16 protein-coding genes are annotated in these 18,667 nt (G+C 37.8%); 13 read left to right on the plus strand and 3 right to left on the minus strand.

Translation table 11 applies throughout. The features are described 5' to 3' along the window. Positions 1-10 precede the first annotated feature (10 nt). The 5 genes from ntdP to FC64_RS02955 all read left to right on the plus strand — a co-directional run bounded on the left by ntdP (position 11) and on the right by FC64_RS02955 (position 5,761). On the plus strand, positions 11-556 hold the full coding sequence (gene ntdP / locus FC64_RS02935; protein ID WP_057906468.1) for a nucleoside tri-diphosphate phosphatase: 546 nt from the start codon (positions 11-13) through the stop codon (positions 554-556). A gap of 76 nt (positions 557-632) precedes the next feature. Next, positions 633-1,769, plus strand: a complete 1,137-nt coding sequence (locus FC64_RS02940; RefSeq protein WP_057906469.1) for an AI-2E family transporter — start codon at positions 633-635, stop codon at positions 1,767-1,769. Between the two features lie 98 nt (positions 1,770-1,867). Next, entirely contained in the window at positions 1,868-2,899 is a 1,032-nt protein-coding gene (locus tag FC64_RS02945) for an NAD(P)H-dependent glycerol-3-phosphate dehydrogenase (protein ID WP_057906481.1), read from the plus strand. Positions 2,900-3,037: 138 nt separating this feature from the next. Next, entirely contained in the window at positions 3,038-4,168 is a 1,131-nt protein-coding gene (locus FC64_RS02950) for an ABC transporter ATP-binding protein (RefSeq protein WP_057906470.1), read from the plus strand. Positions 4,169-4,183: 15 nt separating this feature from the next. Beyond that, complete coding sequence (locus tag FC64_RS02955) at positions 4,184-5,761, plus strand: peptide chain release factor 3 (protein WP_057906482.1); 1,578 nt, start codon at positions 4,184-4,186, stop codon at positions 5,759-5,761. A 79-nt stretch (positions 5,762-5,840) separates the two neighbouring features. Here FC64_RS02955 and FC64_RS02960 read toward each other — a convergent pair whose 3' ends face one another. The 3 genes from FC64_RS02960 to FC64_RS02970 all read right to left on the minus strand — a co-directional run bounded on the left by FC64_RS02960 (position 5,841) and on the right by FC64_RS02970 (position 9,840). Next, positions 5,841-7,139: a MucBP domain-containing protein gene (locus FC64_RS02960; protein WP_057906471.1), complete on the minus strand. Its 1,299-nt coding sequence runs from the start codon at positions 7,137-7,139 to the stop codon at positions 5,841-5,843. A 139-nt stretch (positions 7,140-7,278) separates the two neighbouring features. Continuing rightward, the gene (locus tag FC64_RS02965; protein WP_057906472.1) at positions 7,279-7,554 is read right to left on the minus strand and encodes a DUF1827 family protein; all 276 of its coding nucleotides are present in this window, start codon (positions 7,552-7,554) and stop codon (positions 7,279-7,281) included. A 114-nt stretch (positions 7,555-7,668) separates the two neighbouring features. Continuing rightward, a complete protein-coding gene (locus FC64_RS02970; RefSeq protein ID WP_057906473.1) occupies positions 7,669-9,840 on the minus strand; it encodes an ATP-dependent Clp protease ATP-binding subunit in 2,172 nt (723 codons plus the stop codon). 149 nt (positions 9,841-9,989) lie between these two features. Between FC64_RS02970 and FC64_RS02975 the strand changes: the two genes are divergently transcribed. The 8 genes from FC64_RS02975 to FC64_RS03010 all read left to right on the plus strand — a co-directional run bounded on the left by FC64_RS02975 (position 9,990) and on the right by FC64_RS03010 (position 18,320). After that, positions 9,990-10,187: a hypothetical protein gene (locus FC64_RS02975; protein ID WP_057906474.1), complete on the plus strand. Its 198-nt coding sequence runs from the start codon at positions 9,990-9,992 to the stop codon at positions 10,185-10,187. 148 nt (positions 10,188-10,335) lie between these two features. Continuing rightward, positions 10,336-10,602: a phosphocarrier protein HPr gene (locus tag FC64_RS02980; protein WP_057826730.1), complete on the plus strand. Its 267-nt coding sequence runs from the start codon at positions 10,336-10,338 to the stop codon at positions 10,600-10,602. Continuing rightward, on the plus strand, positions 10,602-12,320 hold the full coding sequence (ptsP, locus tag FC64_RS02985) for a phosphoenolpyruvate--protein phosphotransferase (RefSeq protein ID WP_057906475.1): 1,719 nt from the start codon (positions 10,602-10,604) through the stop codon (positions 12,318-12,320). Before FC64_RS02980 ends, ptsP begins: the two co-directional genes overlap by 1 nt. A 177-nt stretch (positions 12,321-12,497) precedes the next feature. Then, a complete protein-coding gene (locus tag FC64_RS02990) occupies positions 12,498-13,649 on the plus strand; it encodes a glycosyltransferase family 4 protein (protein WP_057906476.1) in 1,152 nt (383 codons plus the stop codon). A 12-nt stretch (positions 13,650-13,661) separates the two neighbouring features. Next, positions 13,662-14,681, plus strand: coding sequence for a glycosyltransferase family 4 protein (locus FC64_RS02995; protein WP_057906477.1), 1,020 nt, complete (start codon positions 13,662-13,664; stop codon positions 14,679-14,681). Between the two features lie 5 nt (positions 14,682-14,686). Continuing rightward, the gene (locus FC64_RS03000; protein ID WP_057906478.1) at positions 14,687-15,718 is read left to right on the plus strand and encodes a lysylphosphatidylglycerol synthase transmembrane domain-containing protein; all 1,032 of its coding nucleotides are present in this window, start codon (positions 14,687-14,689) and stop codon (positions 15,716-15,718) included. Between the two features lie 176 nt (positions 15,719-15,894). Further along, positions 15,895-16,128 (plus strand): YkuJ family protein, encoded by a 234-nt coding sequence (locus FC64_RS03005; RefSeq protein ID WP_057826735.1) that lies wholly within the window; start codon positions 15,895-15,897, stop codon positions 16,126-16,128. Between the two features lie 83 nt (positions 16,129-16,211). Continuing rightward, complete coding sequence (locus FC64_RS03010) at positions 16,212-18,320, plus strand: LTA synthase family protein (protein ID WP_057906479.1); 2,109 nt, start codon at positions 16,212-16,214, stop codon at positions 18,318-18,320. The last annotated feature ends 347 nt before the right edge of the window (positions 18,321-18,667 follow it).

Here is an 18,667-nt window from a genome sequence, read left to right on the forward strand (position 1 = left end):
CAGGCTAAGTATGCGTCACTCACGAGGCCCCAAAGAGGGCGAGTTTATTACGATAAAAAGTTATAAGCACGACGGTAGTTTACATCGAACATGGCGCGATACGATGGTATTAAAGACAAGTGATAATGCAATTATCGGATGCAATGATCATACGCTTGTGACCGAAGCAGATGGTCGGCGATGGGTTACCCGGGAACCGGCGTTGATTTACTTTCACAAGCACTACTGGTTTAACATTGTAACCATGATTCGCGATAATGGAGTTTCATATTACTGCAATCTGGCATCGCCTTCTATAATGGACCGTGAAGCCTTAAAGTACATTGACTATGACTTGGACGTTAAGGTTTTTCCGAATGGTGAGAAGCGATTGCTTGATGTAGATGAATATGAAGATCATAGTAAAAAGTGGAATTACTCTCCGGAAATCGACAAAATTCTCAAACATAATGTTTTGACTCTGGTTGACTGGATTAATAACGGTAAGGGCCCATTTTCAAAGGAATATGTTGAGATTTGGTATAATCGCTATCTTCAATTATCACGCCGACAGTAGAAGAGTAGATACCGTTTATAACTTGAGCCGCGTGGAAGGGTGCGCGGCTTTTTTGATAATGTGAAAGGAGTTTTGAATGTTTTTAAACGAAAAACGGAAGAAGAAGCTGATGTTTTGGTCAGCTGAACTGTTGTTGTTAGCATCCTTAATTTTTGTCTTTACTAAGATTCGGTTTGTTTTTAGCCCAGTGTTTACCTTTTTCCAAACACTTTTTGCACCATTTTTAATTGCTGGATTTTTGTTTTATTTACTGAATCCGTTGGTTAAAATGCTGATGAAAATCAGAATTAAAAAGTTTAAGGTTAAACGTCCATTGGCAATTACCGTTGTCTTTTTGCTTTTGATTTCGGTCCTGGGATTAGTGATTTCATTCTTTATTCCCCGGTTGATTGAACAAATCAAATCGTTGGTGGTCGGACTTCCGGGATATTTAAGCGAGTTGCAGCGGTTCTTGACGCACCTATTTAATAACAGCCATATTGATTGGCTTCAAAAAGTCGATCTGCACTCTTATATGAATAAGTTTGAAGGGTCATTAACTTCGGTTTTAAAGAAATTTATTTTGTCATTAACAACTAGTCTAGGATCGGTAATTGGGACGATTACAAGCGTGACGGTTACGTTAGTGACTGTTCCATTTATCCTCTTTTATATGTTAAAAGATGGTGAAAAACTGGTTCCAACAGTTGAAAAGTTTTTCCCGGAACATAATCGGAGCAAGGTTGCGCGGTTGTTGCATGAAATGAGTGCTACGTTATCCCGTTATATTTCAGGGCAAATGATCGAATGTCTTTTTGTTGGAACATTTTCGGCAATTGGTTACAGTATGACGGGAATTCCATATGCATTATTAGTCGGATTATTTGCCGGAATTACGAATATTATTCCGTACCTCGGGCCGTATATCGGATTAATGCCGGCTTTGTTTTTAGCATTTTCAAAATCACTCCCAACGGTTTTCTGGGTGATCGTTGTTTGCATTATTGTTCAACAGCTTGATGGTAATTTGGTATATCCAAACGTAATTGGAAAGTCACTCCACTTACATCCGTTAACGATCATTATTATTTTGCTAGTTGCCGGAAACATTGCCGGACTTTTAGGAATGATTCTTGGAGTTCCGTTATATGCTGTTACTAAGGTTGTCGTTAAGTTTGTTTACGATATTGCTCAAATTAGAACGACTCCAAAAAAAGAACAATCAAAAGAATAATCAGTTAGTTTTAATTGCTGATTCCGAATTTTTGTGATAACTTTAAGCATAGGTTAGTTAAATTTTAATTTAGTATAGAAAAAGATGGGATGAAAGAAATGACAAAAAAAATTGCAGTTCTTGGCGCAGGTTCTTGGGGAAGTATTTTAGCCAGCGTCCTTGTTGAAAACGGAAATCAAGTCATGCTTTGGACAAATTCCGAAGAACAAGCAAAGGAATTGAACGAAAAGCATACTAATGAACATTATATTCATGATTATACATATCCAAAAGAATTAATTACGACCCTTGATTTGAAAGAAGCTGTTACAGGAGCAGATTTTGTATTGTTTGCAATTCCAACGAAGGTTATTCGTCCGGTAGCCCAACAATTACTTGAAGTCTTGAAAGAACTTTCAATCAAGCCAATTTTAATTCACGCAAGTAAAGGATTGGAACTTGGAACTCACAAACGTTTGTCTCAAGTTATTACCGAAGAAATTCCTGAAGAATACCGTTCAGGAATGGTTGTCTTTTCAGGCCCAAGTCATGCGGAAGAAGTTGCCAATAAAGACATTACATTAATTACAGCTGCAAGCCAAAATCTTGACAATGCACGTGCAGTTCAAAAGATTTTCATGAACAAGTACTTGCGAATTTATACCAACACTGATGTAATCGGAGTTGAAGTTGGCGGTGCATTCAAAAACATCATCGCAATTGGAGCTGGAATTTTGCATGGTTTGAAATACGGTGATGATGCTAAAGCTGCTTTAATGACCCGGGGATTAGCTGAAATCAGCCGGCTAGGAGTTGCGTTAGGTGCAGATCCAAGTACGTTTATGGGCTTAAGCGGAGTCGGTGACCTGATCGTTACATGTACAAGTGTTCATTCACGTAACTGGCGGTGCGGTAACCAATTAGGTGAAGGTAAGAAACTCGATGATATTATTCAAAACATGGGAATGGTTATTGAAGGAATCAACACATGCAAAGCCGCATACGAACTTGGAAATCAATTGAATTTGACCCTTCCAATTTGCCATGCAATGTACAATGTCCTTTACAATGATGCTGATATTCAAGAAGAAATCGAAAAGTTAATGACTCGTCCAGGCAAGAGTGAAATTGAAAAGTACGACGAATGCTAAATGAAGTCGTTAAATAAATGAGAGACTGCGACATTAGTTGCGGTCTTTTTTAGTATTCCGTTTGCCTGCAAAATTTGACGGTAAAACTAGAATTTTGTAGTATTATTCTTGGATAAATAGCGATAATTAGGTGAAAATATGGGAAAATTACAAATTAAATATATTACAAAGGAAATGCCGCTTATAACTGATAAGAAGGCAAAGGATAAGAAAGCTAAAAACAAAAAGAATGACGATCGGCATCTTTGGCTTTTACGCGGAGTTAATTTAGACATTAATGATGGCGAAGCTGTTGGAATCGTTGGGGCAAATGGTTCCGGAAAATCAATATTAATGCGGATCATCGCTGGATTAGATGAACAAACAACGGGCTTTATCACAACCCACTCACGAATTACCTATGCCGGGACGAACGGAATCCTTGATCCGGAATTGACAGGATTGGAAAATATCCGCAAAGCAATTGCCAAATCAGAAATTGATGACTTTAAAGGTGATCACATTACCAACGCCATTTTAAACTTTACCGAACTTGGCGAGTGGTTGTATTGCCCGGTTAAGGCATATTCAACGGCGCAATATGCACGCTTATCAATGGGAATCGCGATGCACCTTGAACCAGATTTAGTTCTTCTTGATAATGTTTTTGGCATTTTAGATCAGCCATTTTATTTGAAGGCTTCAAATAAAGTACAAGAACTGAAAGACAAAGGAGTTTCCTTTATTATTGCGGACTCAAAGAGTATTGTGATTGAAGGTTTTTGTGAACGGGCTTTGTGGCTTCAGTACGGGGAAGTTCAAGATTTTGGACCAACGCAGTCAGTCGTTCAGCAATATAATTATTCTTTGGATTGGTATAACGCATTATCCCGGCCAGAGAAAAATGACTTTATTGCTAAAAAACAGCAAGAACAAATGGAATTTAATATCGACAGTGTTTATGAAGAGTTTAAGATCGAACAATTCCGGCATGGTTATACACGAAAAGATGAACCGCGGATGCGCAAAGCATTTTTCGTTGAAAAGGGGATTGATCCGGTATATCAAGATCAAGTAAATAAGGGGCAGTCTCAGAAAAAGAAAAAACGGAAATGGCCAAAGGTTGTTTTAATGTTGATTCTTTTGATTGCCTTACTGCTTGGGGCGGGGTATTTCTTAGCAACCAATAAGCGACATGTCCGGAAACAAAATAAACAGGCAGCGGTTGAATATATCCTTCCAACCAAGAATGCTTGCAATTATCAACAAATCATAAATCGAAAAATTTAAGGTGGAAATTAAATGATGGATCAAAAGAAACTTAAGGAAGAAATTGAAAAACGCCGGACATTTGCGATTATTTCTCACCCAGATGCCGGGAAAACGACAATTACGGAACAACTTCTTTTATTTGGGGGAGTTGTTCGCCAAGCCGGGACAGTTAAAGGAAAGAAGACCGGTAATTTTGCAAAATCTGACTGGATGGAAATTGAAAAGAAACGTGGAATTTCCGTTACAAGTTCAGTAATGCAATTTGATTATGCTGGAAAGCGAATCAATATTTTGGATACTCCAGGACACGAAGACTTTTCTGAAGATACATATCGGACCTTGATGGCGGTTGATTCTGCGGTCATGGTAATTGATTCTGCGAAGGGGATCGAACCGCAAACAAAAAAACTTTTCCAAATTTGTAAAATGCGGGGAATCCCAATTTTCACGTTTATGAATAAACTTGACCGTGATGGACGGGAACCGCTTGATTTGATCGGTGAATTGGAAGATACACTTGGAATCGAAGCTTATCCAATGAATTGGCCAATTGGAATGGGGAAAGGGCTTAAAGGCTTGTATGATATTTACAATAATCGCATTGAATTATACCAACGCGAAGATCAAGGTGAAAACTTCCTTGAATTAGATGAAAATGGTGAGATTAAAGGCGATCATCCTTTGAAAGAGGAAAGTATTTACCAACAAGTCTTAGAAGAAGTTGATTTGGTAAAGAATGCTGGCAATGAGTTTGATGAAGCTAAAATTGCTACGGGTGATTTAACACCGGTCTTCTTTGGATCAGCTTTAACGAATTTTGGGGTTAAGACGTTCCTGGATGCCTATTTGAAGTATGCTCCCGCACCATCAGCTCACAAAACAGTTGATGGAGCCGAGATCGAACCGATTCAAAAGCAATTTAGCGGCTTTATTTTTAAGATTCAGGCCAATATGAACCCTAATCACCGTGACCGAATCGCATTTGTCCGAATTTGTTCGGGCGAATTTGATCGGGGAATGGATGTTTTCCTTCAACGCACGGGAAAAAAGATTCGGTTATCAAATTCAACCCAATTTATGGCTGACAGTCGCGAAACGGTTGAAAATGCGGTTGCTGGCGATATTATCGGGTTATATGATACCGGAAACTTCCAAATTGGTGATACGATTTATACCGGAAAGAAGGCAGTTCAATTTGAAAAACTGCCGCAGTTTACGCCTGAATTATTTGTGAAGGTTTCACCGAAAAACGTGATGAAACAAAAGTCATACCATAAAGGCATTCAGCAACTGGTTCAAGAAGGGGCCGTTCAACTTTATCGGAGTTATACAACGAACGATTATATTTTAGGTGCTGTTGGGCAGTTGCAATTTGAAGTTTTCCAATTCCGGATGAAGAACGAATATAATTCTGAAGTTGTCATGACACCAATGGGCCATAAGATTGCCCGGTGGATCGATCCGGAACAACTGGATGAAAAGATGTCAAGTTCACGGAACTTATTAGTTAAAGATCGTCAAGATCAGCCGTTATTCTTGTTTGAAAACGAATTTGCAGAACGATGGTTTGAAGATAAATATCCAGATGTTAAATTAACAGCTAAACTATAGTAAAATACCAGTGAGTTTTGGGCTCACTGGTATTTTTTATAAAAAGCGAAACATAAAAATGTTTCGCTTTAATTCAAAATCATTCAGATAAACGTTCTTTTTCTTGTGAAACCTTATGTTCAATATCGAAATCAAGGTATTGCCGAATCGTCCATCCCCGATCATCAACCTTGAACCATTGCATTTCACGGCCACCTTCACGTTCGGTGATCGTCACGATCGAGCCATCTTCGATTGAATCGATCGGCTCGCCAAACGGACGGTTGTATAGGGTTAATTTCTTATTCGGAACAAAATCAATAATTGCTTGGAAGTTCAAGTCAATGGTAAAAGGCTTGGTTGAGTTATCTTCAATTTGGTATTGCGGAAGAGAATCAACGAATCGGACTTTATCGTAATCTTCTTGAATCCAAAGATTTCCGCCTAAGCAATGCCATCGTTCGCCGCTTGTTAATTGAACTGTTTCGAAGACTTGCCAAACTGTATCTTTGGCAAGGGTAATGTAAGTATTATTTCCATGTGGAGCATCATAGCCAGGTTGTGAAACCTGCATCTTTAAATATTTGACGTTAAAGTCAACTTCTTTCCATGAAGCATCCCGATAATAGTAGGTAACAACTTGTTGTTTTTCATTGAAATTACCATTTACAGGCCCCTCCGCCCGAAGCAGGTTATAGCCGATAAAGTTTGGCGGAGTTAATGAATACTTCTCATCAACTTTTCCAGAAACAAACCGCGGCTTGCCCAACATATGCAGGTCATCAATGTCCTGACTAAAAAGCCAAATATTGGCACCGCTTTGGCGCCGATACGTTAACGTCATTGATCCGTATGGTTCAACGAAAACAGACGTGAAACCATCAATGTGAATCAAATCAAAATGTTCAAACTCTTTGAATTTAACGTTAATGGCTTCGCCACGCTTTCCTGAAATAATTTGAGGCGAGCTTAAACTGTGCCGGTTTTCATCTTGATAAATAATAATGATGGTTGAATCTGGACGAGTTGAAGTCTTTTTAACTTCTGAATTGCGCGAATCTAACTCATGTTTTTTCTTTTCCGACTTTTTCTCAGTTGAAACTTCTAAATCATGCCTTGATTCTTCAAGAGCTTGGTTGTTTGTGTTAACCGGTTCATTTTCATGCTCATTAGGTGATTTAGCTGTTTCTTGGACCTGAGACTCATTTGAACTTGTTAAAGTTTGTTTATCTTTAGCAGGTTCAGGGGAAGATTCAATTTTAATTTCATCATTTAAATTTGAACGATTTTCAGGTGAAACTGATGTCTTTCTTTCAAAAGAAGGTTTACGCATTTGTTTGCGGGCATTCCGCCGTGAATTAAAAGAATGCCGAATTTTACTCATAAATTTAAATGCCATAATTTCACCTCCTAAAAGTAGTTATCCTTAATAATTATAACGTATATCATTCATTTTTTTAACCATTTAATTAATAAAATTTTATTGAAAATCAGAATAAAAAAGGTTGCGACTTATGTCACAGCCTCTTTTCTAATAATTAGTTATTAAGACTAATTTCAACGATTTTACCTTCATTTGTAACAGTTGCCTTTGATGAATCTTGTCCAAGAAGCTCATCTTTAACGTAACTGATTTCTTTATCGGTAATTGGCCGAATTTTATTTGAAATTACAATTTCAGCAACGTCGCGCTTTTTGCGGTAAACAACCTTTGAATTCCCAAGGGTGAAAATTTTGATAAAGTGCGCAGATGTCTTAAGCAACTGTTGCCGAATTGTTTGGGCATAGCTGTTGGTTACATCAATAAGTTGCATGTTAAACCCTCCCTAATTTCTTTCTTCTTTAATTATAGCTTAAAAGCTTTTAAATGACATGCAAAATGAATGATTCTGAACGTAAAAAAGCGCGAGTTATTCGCGCTTTAATAACTATGATTCTTTATCTTCGGCTTTAGTAATGTGAATCTCGTCATTCTCCAGTTTGGCAACAAAGTGCTTTGTATCTGGATGATCAAGATAATAGTCTGCAATTCGGTCTTCGATTTGTTCTTGAATGACCCGCCGAAGTGGCCGAGCCCCCATCTTTGGATCGTATCCAAGTTCAACTAATTTGTTTGCAACTGGGGCAGTTACATGAATTGTAAGTCCTTGTTGAGCAAGCATTTGATTAACGTCATCAAGCATCAAGTTGACGATTTTCATTAAATCATCTTTTGAAAGGGCATTAAATTCGACAATATCGTCAAACCGGTTCAAAAATTCTGGCTTAAAGTAGTTAGTTAACCGATCCATGATCGAATTTGATTTGCCTGCACTATCAGCTCCGAAACCAACGTTGACAACGGAGTCGCCGCTGCCGGCATTTGAAGTCATAATAATGATCGTATCTTTGAATGAAACGGTCCGGCCTTGTGAATCGGTCAGCCGCCCATCATCAAGAATTTGTAAGAACATGTGCATGACATCCGGATGAGCTTTTTCAACTTCATCAAGCAGAATCAAACTATACGGGTGACGCCGAACTTGTTCAGTAAGCTGACCAGCTTCTTCATAGCCAACGTATCCAGGAGGTGAACCAATCAGTTTTGAAACGGAATGCTTTTCCATGTATTCACTCATGTCAAACCGGATCATTGCATCTTCAGTTCCAAAAAGTTCGCGGGCAAGTTGTTTGGCAGTTTCGGTTTTTCCGACACCAGTTGGTCCAACAAATAAGAATGAACCAATCGGACGTCCAGATTTGTTGAAACCGATTCGATTCCGCCGAATTGCACGGGCAACCTTATCAACGGCTTCATTTTGTCCAATCACATGGCTTTCGAGTGATTGAGCGAGATTCTTCAACTGTTCTTTTTCTTTTGTTTTTAATTCTCCAACTGGAATATTGGTTTTTTCTTCGACAATTTTTTCCATGTCTTTTTCAGTAACAGTTGGAACGTTTGAATCATCAACACTTTCTTGTTGCATTTTTTCAAAGCGGCTAACCTGATCACGATAATAAGCAGCTTTTTCGTAGTCTTCTTCCTTCAAAGCGGCTTGCTTTTGTTCCTCAGCATTTTTGATTCGTTCTTCTAGTAATTTTGGATCAACTGATTCAAGAGTTAGGTTTTTCTGTGATCCAGCTTCGTCCAATAGGTCGATGGCTTTGTCTGGTAGATACCGATCTTGAATGTACCGGTCTGATAACGTAACTGCTGCTTTTAATGCTTGTGGGGTGTATTTCACATGGTGGTAACTTTCATATTTCGATTGGATTCCTTTAAGGATTTCCAATGCTTCTTTAATATTTGGTTCATTAACTTGAACAGGTTGTAACCGCCGGGCAAGGGCGGCATCCTTTTCAATTGAACGATATTCATTTAGAGTTGTTGCTCCAACCAATTGAAGTTCACCCCGTGCAAGAGCTGGCTTTAAGACGTTTCCAGCATCCATTCCGCCTTCAGCATTCCCGGCACCAACGATCTCATGAATTTCATCGATGAACAGGATGATGTTTTTAGCTTTTTTCAGCTCTTGCATCAGTTCTTGCATGCGTTGTTCAAATTGACCGCGAATGCCAGTCCCCTGAACAAGAGAAACAACGTCGAGGCGAATAACTTTTTTATTTAATAATTTTTGTGGTACGTCACCATCAACGATTTTTTGAGCAAGACCTTCAACAACGGCAGTTTTACCAACTCCAGCCTCACCAATTAGGACGGGATTGTTTTTCGTCCGCCGATTTAAAATTTCAATTACTCGTTTAATTTCTTTGTCGCGCCCGATAACCGGATCGATTCGCCCGGCACGAGCTTCAGCGGTTAAGTCAATTCCATATTGATCAAGAATCGAGCCGTTATTATTTTGACCGCCGCGTTCATCTTGGGCAGGCGGGACCTGTTCTCGTCGGCGTTGCCCGTTTGGTGCAGCTCCGGCCATTGAATTAAAGAAATTATTAAAATCAAACCCAAATGGATCGCCCATTCCGTTGCCACTTTCACTAACCTGGTTCTTTAAGGCCCGATAGCAGTTTTGGCAAAGATCAAGCGATGTTTGACGCCCGTTAATATTGGTAGTTAAATGGATCGTCGCTGGGTTTTGATGACAATTTTGACAGAGCATTGACTCACGTCCTTTCTAAATTGTCAAAGTTCATTTGACCAACTTTGACCTTTATTAACTTTTATTATACAAAGTTTAATAAAAAGTGCAAGCCCGAGCTTAAAATTGCATGCTATACTTAAGATAAAGTTAAATTTGGAGGGAAAAGAATGGCAGAAGACTATCAAAAAATTCTTGATGATTTACGGACCGGTAAGTTAAAGGAATATGATGTTGAAATGGATCATTTCATGGAATTTCAACATGTATTGATGAATTATCAGTATAAAAAGAGTATTGTTGGTGAAGCCAAACGGGGTGGCGGCGCAGTCTATCATTTCGATGATGGAAGCCGTTCCAATAATTGAAAAAAGCGCTTGCTATTTAAATTATTACATGTTAATATTTATCCATGCAGAGCGCCTTTTTTTATTGCGACTTTATGAAAACGTGTTCGTAGAAATAAAAAGGCATTTTACTAAGTAAATAATTTATTTTAAAGGAGCATGATTTATCATGGAAAAGAAAGATTTTCACGTAATTGCAGAAACAGGAATTCACGCACGCCCAGCTACATTACTAGTTCAAACAGCTAGCAAGTTCAGTTCAGACATTACATTAACTTACAATGACAAGTCAGTTAACTTGAAGTCAATCATGGGTGTTATGTCATTAGGTGTTGGTCAAAACGCTGACGTAACAATCTCAGCAGATGGCGCTGATGAAGCAGACGCGATCGCTGCAATTGATGAAACAATGAAAAAGGAAGGCTTAGCTGAATAATGTCAAAGGTACTTAAGGGGATTGCTGCAAGTGACGGGATTGCAACCGCTGAAGCATACATGCTTGTAGAACCGGATTTATCTTTTGATAAGAAGACAATTGAAAATCCTGATGAAGAAATTCAACGGTTACACTCAGCGATTGATGCTTCTAAAAAAGAACTTGAAACAATCAAAGAAAAAGCAAAAGAAAATTTAGGTGAGGAAGAAGCGGAAGTTTTCGAAGCTCACTTGACAATTTTATCTGATCCGGAAATGATCGGCCAAATTGAAACCAAAATTAATGATGAAAAGATCAATGCAGAATCAGCATTGAAGGATGTAACCGATACATTCATTTCAATGTTTGAAGCAATGACAGATAATGCGTATATGCAAGAACGTGCTGGCGATATTCGTGACGTTACAAAGCGGGTATTGAGCCACTTATTAGGGGTGACTCTTCCAAGCCCAGCATTGATCGACAAAGAAGTTATTATTGTTGCGCATGATTTGACTCCATCAGATACTGCTCAACTTGACCGGCGCTACGTTAAGGGATTTGTAACTGATATTGGTGGGCGGACATCACACTCAGCCATCATGTCACGGACATTGGAAATCCCTGCCGTTGTTGGTTCGGAATCAGCAACCGAAGCCATTCATGAAGGTGATCAAGTAATTATTGATGGGATTCATGGTGAAGCAATTGTAAAGCCTTCTGCTGATGAAGTTCGTGAATACGAACAAAAGGCAAAGGATTTTGCTGCTCAAAAGGCTGAATGGGAACAATTGAAGAACGAAAAATCAGTTACTGCTGATGGTAAAGAAGTTATTTTAGCTGCCAATATCGGAACTCCTCAAGATGTTGAAGGGGCAAATGATAACGGTGCGGAAGCAGTTGGCTTATTCCGTTCTGAGTTTTTATACATGGATGCCTCAGAACTTCCAAGTGAAGATGATCAATTTGAAGCTTATAAAGAGGCCCTTGAAGGCATGAATGGCAAGCAAGTTGTTGTTCGGACAATGGATATTGGTGGGGACAAGAAATTGCCTTATCTCCCATTGCCTGACGAACAAAATCCATTCTTGGGTTACCGGGCAATTCGGTTATGCTTAGACCAACAAGAAATCTTTAGAACACAACTGCGTGCTTTATTGCGGGCATCGAAGTATGGTAAGCTGGCAATCATGTTCCCAATGATCGCAACTGTCCAAGAATTTAAAAATGCAAAAGAAATTTTTGAAGAAGAAAAGGCTGCGTTAGTTGCAAAGGGCGTTGAAGTTGCCGATGATATCCAAGTCGGAATGATGATGGAAATTCCAGCGGCTGCAATGATTGCTGATAAATTAGCGAAATATGCAGACTTCTTCAGTATTGGAACAAATGACTTGATTCAATATTCAATGGCTGCTGACCGGGGAAATGAACGGGTTTCATATCTTTACCAACCAACTAATCCATCAATTTTACGGCTTGTTAAAAACATTATTGATGCATCGCACAAAGAAGGTAAATGGACTGGAATGTGCGGTGAAATGGCTGGCGATCAAACAGCAGTTCCATTATTGCTTGGCCTTGGCTTAGACGAATACTCGATGAGTGCAACTTCAATTTTGAAGACACGGAGTTTTATTAAGAAGCTTTCAACTGAAAAGATGAAAGAACTTGTTAATAAGGCACTCGATTGTGAAACTGAAGCTGAAGTTCAAGCCTTAGTTAAGGAATATACAAAATAGTTTATTAAGTTGAATAAAAGGGTTGCGTTAAGTGCAACCCTTTTTTGTTCGTAAAAATTTCATTAAAATAGCAATACAATCGCGGAACAGTAGCATATTTTTAACAAAACTTGCGTTGAAAATCACGGGTGAAAATAATATAATAAACACTGACTAATTGAAATGCGAGGGATGCTCGTGAATATTGGAATATTTACGGATACATACTATCCTCAAGTTAGCGGTGTCGCAACTTCAATTAAGACGCTACGGGAACAGTTAGAACGTCAAGGCCATAATGTATATATCTTTACGACGACTGACCCGGGAGTTGATAAAAATATATATGAACGTAACGTATTTCGATTTACAAGTATTCCGTTTGTTTCATTTACAGATCGAAGAATTGCGATTCGGGGTGCTCATCGAGCGTTGCATGTTGCACGAGCCGTGAAGCTTGATATTATTCATACACAGACTGAATTTTCATTAGGAGTAATGGGAAAATATGTTGCTCGCAAGATGAATATTCCGTGTGTCCATACGTATCACACGATGTATGAAGATTATTTACATTATATTGCGAATGGAAAGCTGCTTAAACCGGTTCATGTTAAACAGATTTCGCGTTCGTTTTTGCAAAACATGAATGGGATTATTGCTCCGAGTGAACGGGTATTAACAACGCTTCGGGGTTATGGAGTTACTGAACCAATTACAGTGATTCCGACAGGAGTCGATTTAGCTAAATTTAGTAAAGTGGATCAGGTTGATTATCGTAAAAAGTACGTAATTGCGGCTGATACTCCATTATTATTAACGTTAAGTCGGTTAGCGTATGAGAAGAATATTGATCAGTTGATCGATGCATTTGTCAGAATCAAGGAATACCTTCCAGCAGCTAAACTGATGATTTGCGGTGATGGCCCTGCTCGTGAGGATCTCGAAAACCAAGTTAAACAGCTTCACTTAACGGGAAGTGTGATTTTTACCGGTGAAATCAGTAATGATCAGGTTCCACATTATTATCAGATGGCTAATTTGTTTGTTTCAACGTCTGTTTCTGAGTCTCAGGGCTTGACCTATAATGAGGCACTTGCTTCAGGGCTCAAAGTTGTAACAACTCACAGTCCATATACTGATGAATTGTTGGATCAAGCTTGCTTAGGAAGGACATATTCAACCATTAATGAATTTGTAAATGATGTCGTTGAGTATTTAAAACATCCGGGAAAATATCGTAACGAGAAGGTTTTAGCACAAAAATTAAAATCAATCTCTGCTGAAAATTTTGGAAAAAGAGTTATTCATTTTTATGAGCACTGTATTGATGAGTACCAACATTCTTAATGAGGAGATTTTATGTTAAATATTCATATGTATTCTTCCGCCTTGAGTGTTAAAGGTCAAGGGGTTGGGAGTGCGTATTCAGAGTTGATCAATCTTTTGAAAGAATATTTTCCAGATAAAATTAAAATTGTCATTAATAAGTTAGGAAAAGCGGATATAAGTCATTATCATACGATTGACCCGCTTTTTTATTTAGAGACGTTTTTACCTGGAAGAGGGATTAAAGTCGGATATGTTCACTTTCTTCCGGAAACAATTGAAGGAAGTCTTAATTTGCCTTCGTTTGCGAAGAAGATTTTTTATAAGTATATGATCAGTTTTTATAAACGAATGGATCAAATCGTGGTTGTGAATCCGGTGTTTGGAAAGAAATTGAAAAATTATGGGATTGACGCGAAGAAGATCACTTATATTCCAAATTTTGTTTCAAAGAAGGAATTTTATCCGAAGTCACAACTGGAAAAGAAACAACTACGACAGAAACTAGGGATTCCAGCAGATAAGTTTACGGTGATCGGGGTTGGACAGGTTCAAGAGCGGAAGGGCGTGCCTGATTTTATTGAACTGGCAAAGCGCCATCCTGAAATTCAATTTGTTTGGGTTGGTGGATTTTCGTTTGGAAAGATGACAGATGGATATAATGAATTGAAACAGGTTGTTGATCAACCACCTGCCAATTTAATGTTTCCAGGAATTTTAGATCGCGATGAGATGAATGACTATTATAACGTCGCTGATCTATTCCTTCTGCCTTCGTTTAATGAACTTTTTCCAATGAGTATTCTGGAAGCTTTTAGTGTCGGTTTGCCCGTAATGGTTCGTGATTTGGACTTGTATCATTCAATTATTAATGGATACTATTTGGGAACAAAAGATGTTGATGAAATGGATAAGCAATTAACCCTTCTTCAGCATGATCAAGCCAAACTTTCTGATTTGAAAGACCGCGCTTGTGCCGGTGCAGAGTATTATTCGGAAGAACGGTTAGCTAAGATCTGGTTTGATTATTATACTCGATTAGTAAAGGATTGAAGATAATGTCACGTAAAAATAAAATTGTATTGGCAATCATGATTGCCATTGGATGCTGTATTTTTGGATATTCGCTTCGCGACGTTCCGTTACACAGCGTTTTAATGAACTTAAAGGATCTTAAGTGGTGGTGGTTGCTAGTTGCTTTCGGATTGATGCTCTTGTCGTTAGCGTGTGAAGCCCTTATTGTTCGTTTGCTGTTAAAGAAGCATTATCCTGATATGCGGTGGCGTGATATAATGCGGATTCCAATGGTTGAACAACTTTTTAATGGAATTACGCCGTTTTCATCAGGCGGTCAGCCAGCTCAGATTTTAGCATTGGCTCAAACGGGAGTTGAAGCTGGTCAGGCAACGTCGATCTTGTTGATGAAATTTATTGTTTATCAGGCAATGATTGTTGTGAACTTTGTGATCTGTATGATTTTTGGGTTCCATTTGATTGCCGCGAAAATGCATGTAATGTCGATTTTAATCGTCTTTGGATTTTTGATTCATTTTTCAGTAATTGCTGGATTATTAATGGTGATGTATTGGAATCGATTTACCCGAAAGTTGATTAATCTTTGTTTAACACCGCTCAAGTGGTTCAAGAACAAAGATTTATATCCTAAATGGAAAGCAAAACTCGATGAAAAGATCGATACTTTTTATCAAGAAAGTTTGCGGCTTAAGCGCGATAAGAAGGCAATTTTTAAAATTGCAGTTATTACGTTAGGCCAATTAATTTTGTATTACATTATTCCATATTTCATTATCTTGGCACTTGGAGTTCATCATGTAAATATTATTGAGGTTACGACATTACACGTTTTGATCGTCATGGTAATTTCGTTATTCCCGGTCCCCGGTGGTGCCGGTGGTGCAGAATTTAGTTTTGATGTGATCTTTTCACTATATATTCATTCAGGAACAAAATTGGTGCTTGCGATGATTTTGTGGCGGATCGTTACATATTACTTCGGAATGTTCTTAGGCATGGTTGCATTGGTTCAAAAACCAAAAAGAGTCCAACAAGTAGATCTAACAGAGGAATAATTTTAAACTGCAGGGATTCCTGCAGTTTTTTAATTGAATTGAGGTTACTTAATGTCTTTTTTGTTAAAAAGTTATGAATTTTGATAATGTATCTATTGTTATTTTGCAAAATTTGCTAAAATGTCTATGGTTCATTATTTTTATGGACGAATTTAATAAAGAAAGAGGACATGGCGATGGAAAATTCTCAACTCGTGGCAATTATTTCACGACTTGATGCGATGATGAAAGCCGGCGAAAGTGAAACGCAATCTCGTCGTTTTGAAAAAGACGGTGATGAACGTGGAGTTGTTACTTACAATCCAGTAAGCAAGACATTCACTTTGGAAGAAGTTGCAACTAAGCAAAAGTTTGAGTTCGATAACATTGATTTAGCTGCAATGGAAATCTTTGATTTATTAGATGATTAAAGAATATTCAAGTTAAAAAAGTGTGACTTTACGAATGTTTAGTCATCGCTTTTTTAATAATCTAATTTTGGAGGCATAAAGAGATGCGAAAAGCATTGAAGAAGATCCAAGATTTCTTAAATAAGAAACTTGTATTTTTTGCGTTGGTCATTATACTGTTCTGGGTTAAAACGTATATTGCTTACCAAACAGAATTTACTTTAGGTGTTTCTGGGACAGTTCAAAATATCTTATTAATCGTCAACCCAATCCCATTTGCATTGATTCTATTTGGAATTGCCCTGTTCTTCAGGGGAAAAATTTCGTATTGGATCATGATGGTCATCGACTGGATCGAATCGATTTGGTTGTTTGCAAATATCCTTTATTATCGGGAATTTTCAGATTTCTTAACTTTAGCAGTTATTAAATCAACGGGTTCAGTTTCAAATAATCTTGGATTGAGTATTAGTAAGATCATTCGGCCAACTGACTTTTTTGTATTTATTGATGTTATTGTACTGACACTGTTTTTGATTACTAAGGTTATCAAAGTAGATAAGCGTCCAGTTCGTTTCCGCCAAGGAATTATTTCAGTAGTTGCAGGAATTGTTCTGTTTGGAATCAACCTTGGGGCTGCTAACCAAGATCGACCGCAATTATTAACACGGACATTTGATAATAACTACATTGTTAAGTATCTTGGAATGAACTTTTACGCAGGATACAATACATATCAGAATTATAAGCAGACACAAACGCGGAAGAATGCAAAGAAAGAGGACTTGAATAAAGCGTTGAAGTTTGCACGGCAGAACTACCTTCCACCGAATGTTCAATATTACGGTAAGGAAAAGGGAAAGAATGTTTTCGTCATTCACCTTGAAAGTTTTCAACAATTTTTGATTGATTATAAGTGGGATGGTCAGGAAGTAACGCCAAATATTGATGCGTTCTATCATGATCAAAATACATTGTCATTTGATAATTTCTTTAATCAAGTTGGTCAAGGAAAAACTTCTGATGCGGAAACAATGCTTGAAAACTCATTATATGGGTTGCCATCAGGCTCTGCGATGACCGAATATGGTGGTTCAAATACGTTTGATGCAATGCCAGCAATTATGGACCAACACGGTTACTCAACTGCTTCATTCCACGGGGATGTTGGTAGTTTCTGGAATCGAATCAATACGTATAAAGCATGGGGTTATCAATATTTCTTTGATAAGGATTACTACACAAGTAAGGAAAACTATAATGTCGGTTATGGTTTGAAAGATAAAATCTTCTTAAAACAAGCAGTCAATTACTTGCAACAATTACCACAACCGTTCTATGCAAAAATCATTACGTTAACTAACCACTATCCATATGAATTGGATAAGCAAAATCAGTCAATTCCGAAGACTGATACGGGTGATGATACCGTTGATGGCTATGTTCAAACGGCCCGTTATTTGGACCAAGCTTTTGGTGAATTTATTAACTACTTGAAGCAAACAGGTTTATACAATAACTCAATGATTGTTGTATATGGTGATCACTATGGAATTTCAAATAACCACCCGAAGGCAATTGCACAACTACTCGGGAAGAAGTCTGTTTCAAGTTACGATTTGGCAATGTTCCAAAAGGTACCATTTATGATTCATGCTCCTGGATTGAAAGGTGGAATTAATCATACATATGGTGGTGAAATTGATGTTATGCCAACATTGCTTGATTTGTTAGGAATTCCGGATAAACAATACTTGATGCTTGGTCAGGATTTGTTGAATCCAAATCATAGCCAAACAGTTGCATTCCGGGATGGAAATTTTGTTTCACCAACTTACTCAAAGATTGGAAGTAAGATTTATAATAATAAAGGAGAAGTTGTAAATGCCCAACTGACTCCTGAAGAAAAACAATGGGTTAAGAATCAACAAAATTATGTTGATAAGCAACTCGAAATCTCTGATCAGATTATTACGGGAGATTTGTTACGATTCTATCATCCCAAGGGCTTTAAGCGGGTTGATAAATCAGATTACAACTATAATTACAAGGCCGGAATGAAGCAACTTCAAGAAGCTCAAAAAAGACATCCGACGAGTTTATTAGATCAGAATCATGGGAAGACGACGGTAAATGACTTTAGTACGGATGCTCCGGAACTTAAGGGAGTAACAAATAAACAACTTTATAAGTATTATCAAACGGCGCATTAATGTTGGAAAGGAATCCTGAGAAGGGATTCCTTTTTGTTATCTTAGGGAGAATAAGGTGATAGTTTGAGCTAGTAAAAAATAAATTCATTTTTTGGAAAAAAGTAGTTGACGTTAATAAAAAATGTTGATAATATATTAACTGTTGTCAGTGAGACAAAGCGTTCTCACTGTTGATATAAAAGGTCTTGACAATTATTTTATCACTTGTTAAGATATAAACCGTCACTTGAATTTGTAAAATTTCTTGTTGACACAAATCAAATGAAATGTTAAAATTAATTTGTTATTTTGACATTTGATAGATCTTTGAAAACTGAACAATGTTTCGACACACAAATGTGCAGGGC

The sequence above is a fragment of the Ligilactobacillus araffinosus DSM 20653 genome, from assembly GCF_001435375.1.
Taxonomy (GTDB): Bacteria; Bacillota; Bacilli; order Lactobacillales; family Lactobacillaceae; genus Ligilactobacillus; species Ligilactobacillus araffinosus.

Bases quoted from the DNA above. Each gene is read 5' to 3' on its own strand.
- ntdP (WP_057906468.1), top strand. From the start codon at position 11: ATGCGTCACTCACGAGGCCCCAAAGAGGGCGAGTTTATTACGATAAAA.
- FC64_RS02940 (WP_057906469.1), top strand. From the start codon at position 633: ATGTTTTTAAACGAAAAACGGAAGAAGAAGCTGATGTTTTGGTCAGCT.
- FC64_RS02945 (WP_057906481.1), top strand. From the start codon at position 1,868: ATGACAAAAAAAATTGCAGTTCTTGGCGCAGGTTCTTGGGGAAGTATT.
- FC64_RS02950 (WP_057906470.1), top strand. From the start codon at position 3,038: ATGGGAAAATTACAAATTAAATATATTACAAAGGAAATGCCGCTTATA.
- FC64_RS02955 (WP_057906482.1), top strand. From the start codon at position 4,184: ATGGATCAAAAGAAACTTAAGGAAGAAATTGAAAAACGCCGGACATTT.
- FC64_RS02960 (WP_057906471.1), bottom strand. From the start codon at position 7,139: ATGGCATTTAAATTTATGAGTAAAATTCGGCATTCTTTTAATTCACGG.
- FC64_RS02965 (WP_057906472.1), bottom strand. From the start codon at position 7,554: ATGCAACTTATTGATGTAACCAACAGCTATGCCCAAACAATTCGGCAA.
- FC64_RS02970 (WP_057906473.1), bottom strand. From the start codon at position 9,840: ATGCTCTGTCAAAATTGTCATCAAAACCCAGCGACGATCCATTTAACT.
- FC64_RS02975 (WP_057906474.1), top strand. From the start codon at position 9,990: ATGGCAGAAGACTATCAAAAAATTCTTGATGATTTACGGACCGGTAAG.
- FC64_RS02980 (WP_057826730.1), top strand. From the start codon at position 10,336: ATGGAAAAGAAAGATTTTCACGTAATTGCAGAAACAGGAATTCACGCA.
- ptsP (WP_057906475.1), top strand. From the start codon at position 10,602: ATGTCAAAGGTACTTAAGGGGATTGCTGCAAGTGACGGGATTGCAACC.
- FC64_RS02995 (WP_057906477.1), top strand. From the start codon at position 13,662: ATGTTAAATATTCATATGTATTCTTCCGCCTTGAGTGTTAAAGGTCAA.
- FC64_RS03000 (WP_057906478.1), top strand. From the start codon at position 14,687: ATGTCACGTAAAAATAAAATTGTATTGGCAATCATGATTGCCATTGGA.
- FC64_RS03005 (WP_057826735.1), top strand. From the start codon at position 15,895: ATGGAAAATTCTCAACTCGTGGCAATTATTTCACGACTTGATGCGATG.
- FC64_RS03010 (WP_057906479.1), top strand. From the start codon at position 16,212: ATGCGAAAAGCATTGAAGAAGATCCAAGATTTCTTAAATAAGAAACTT.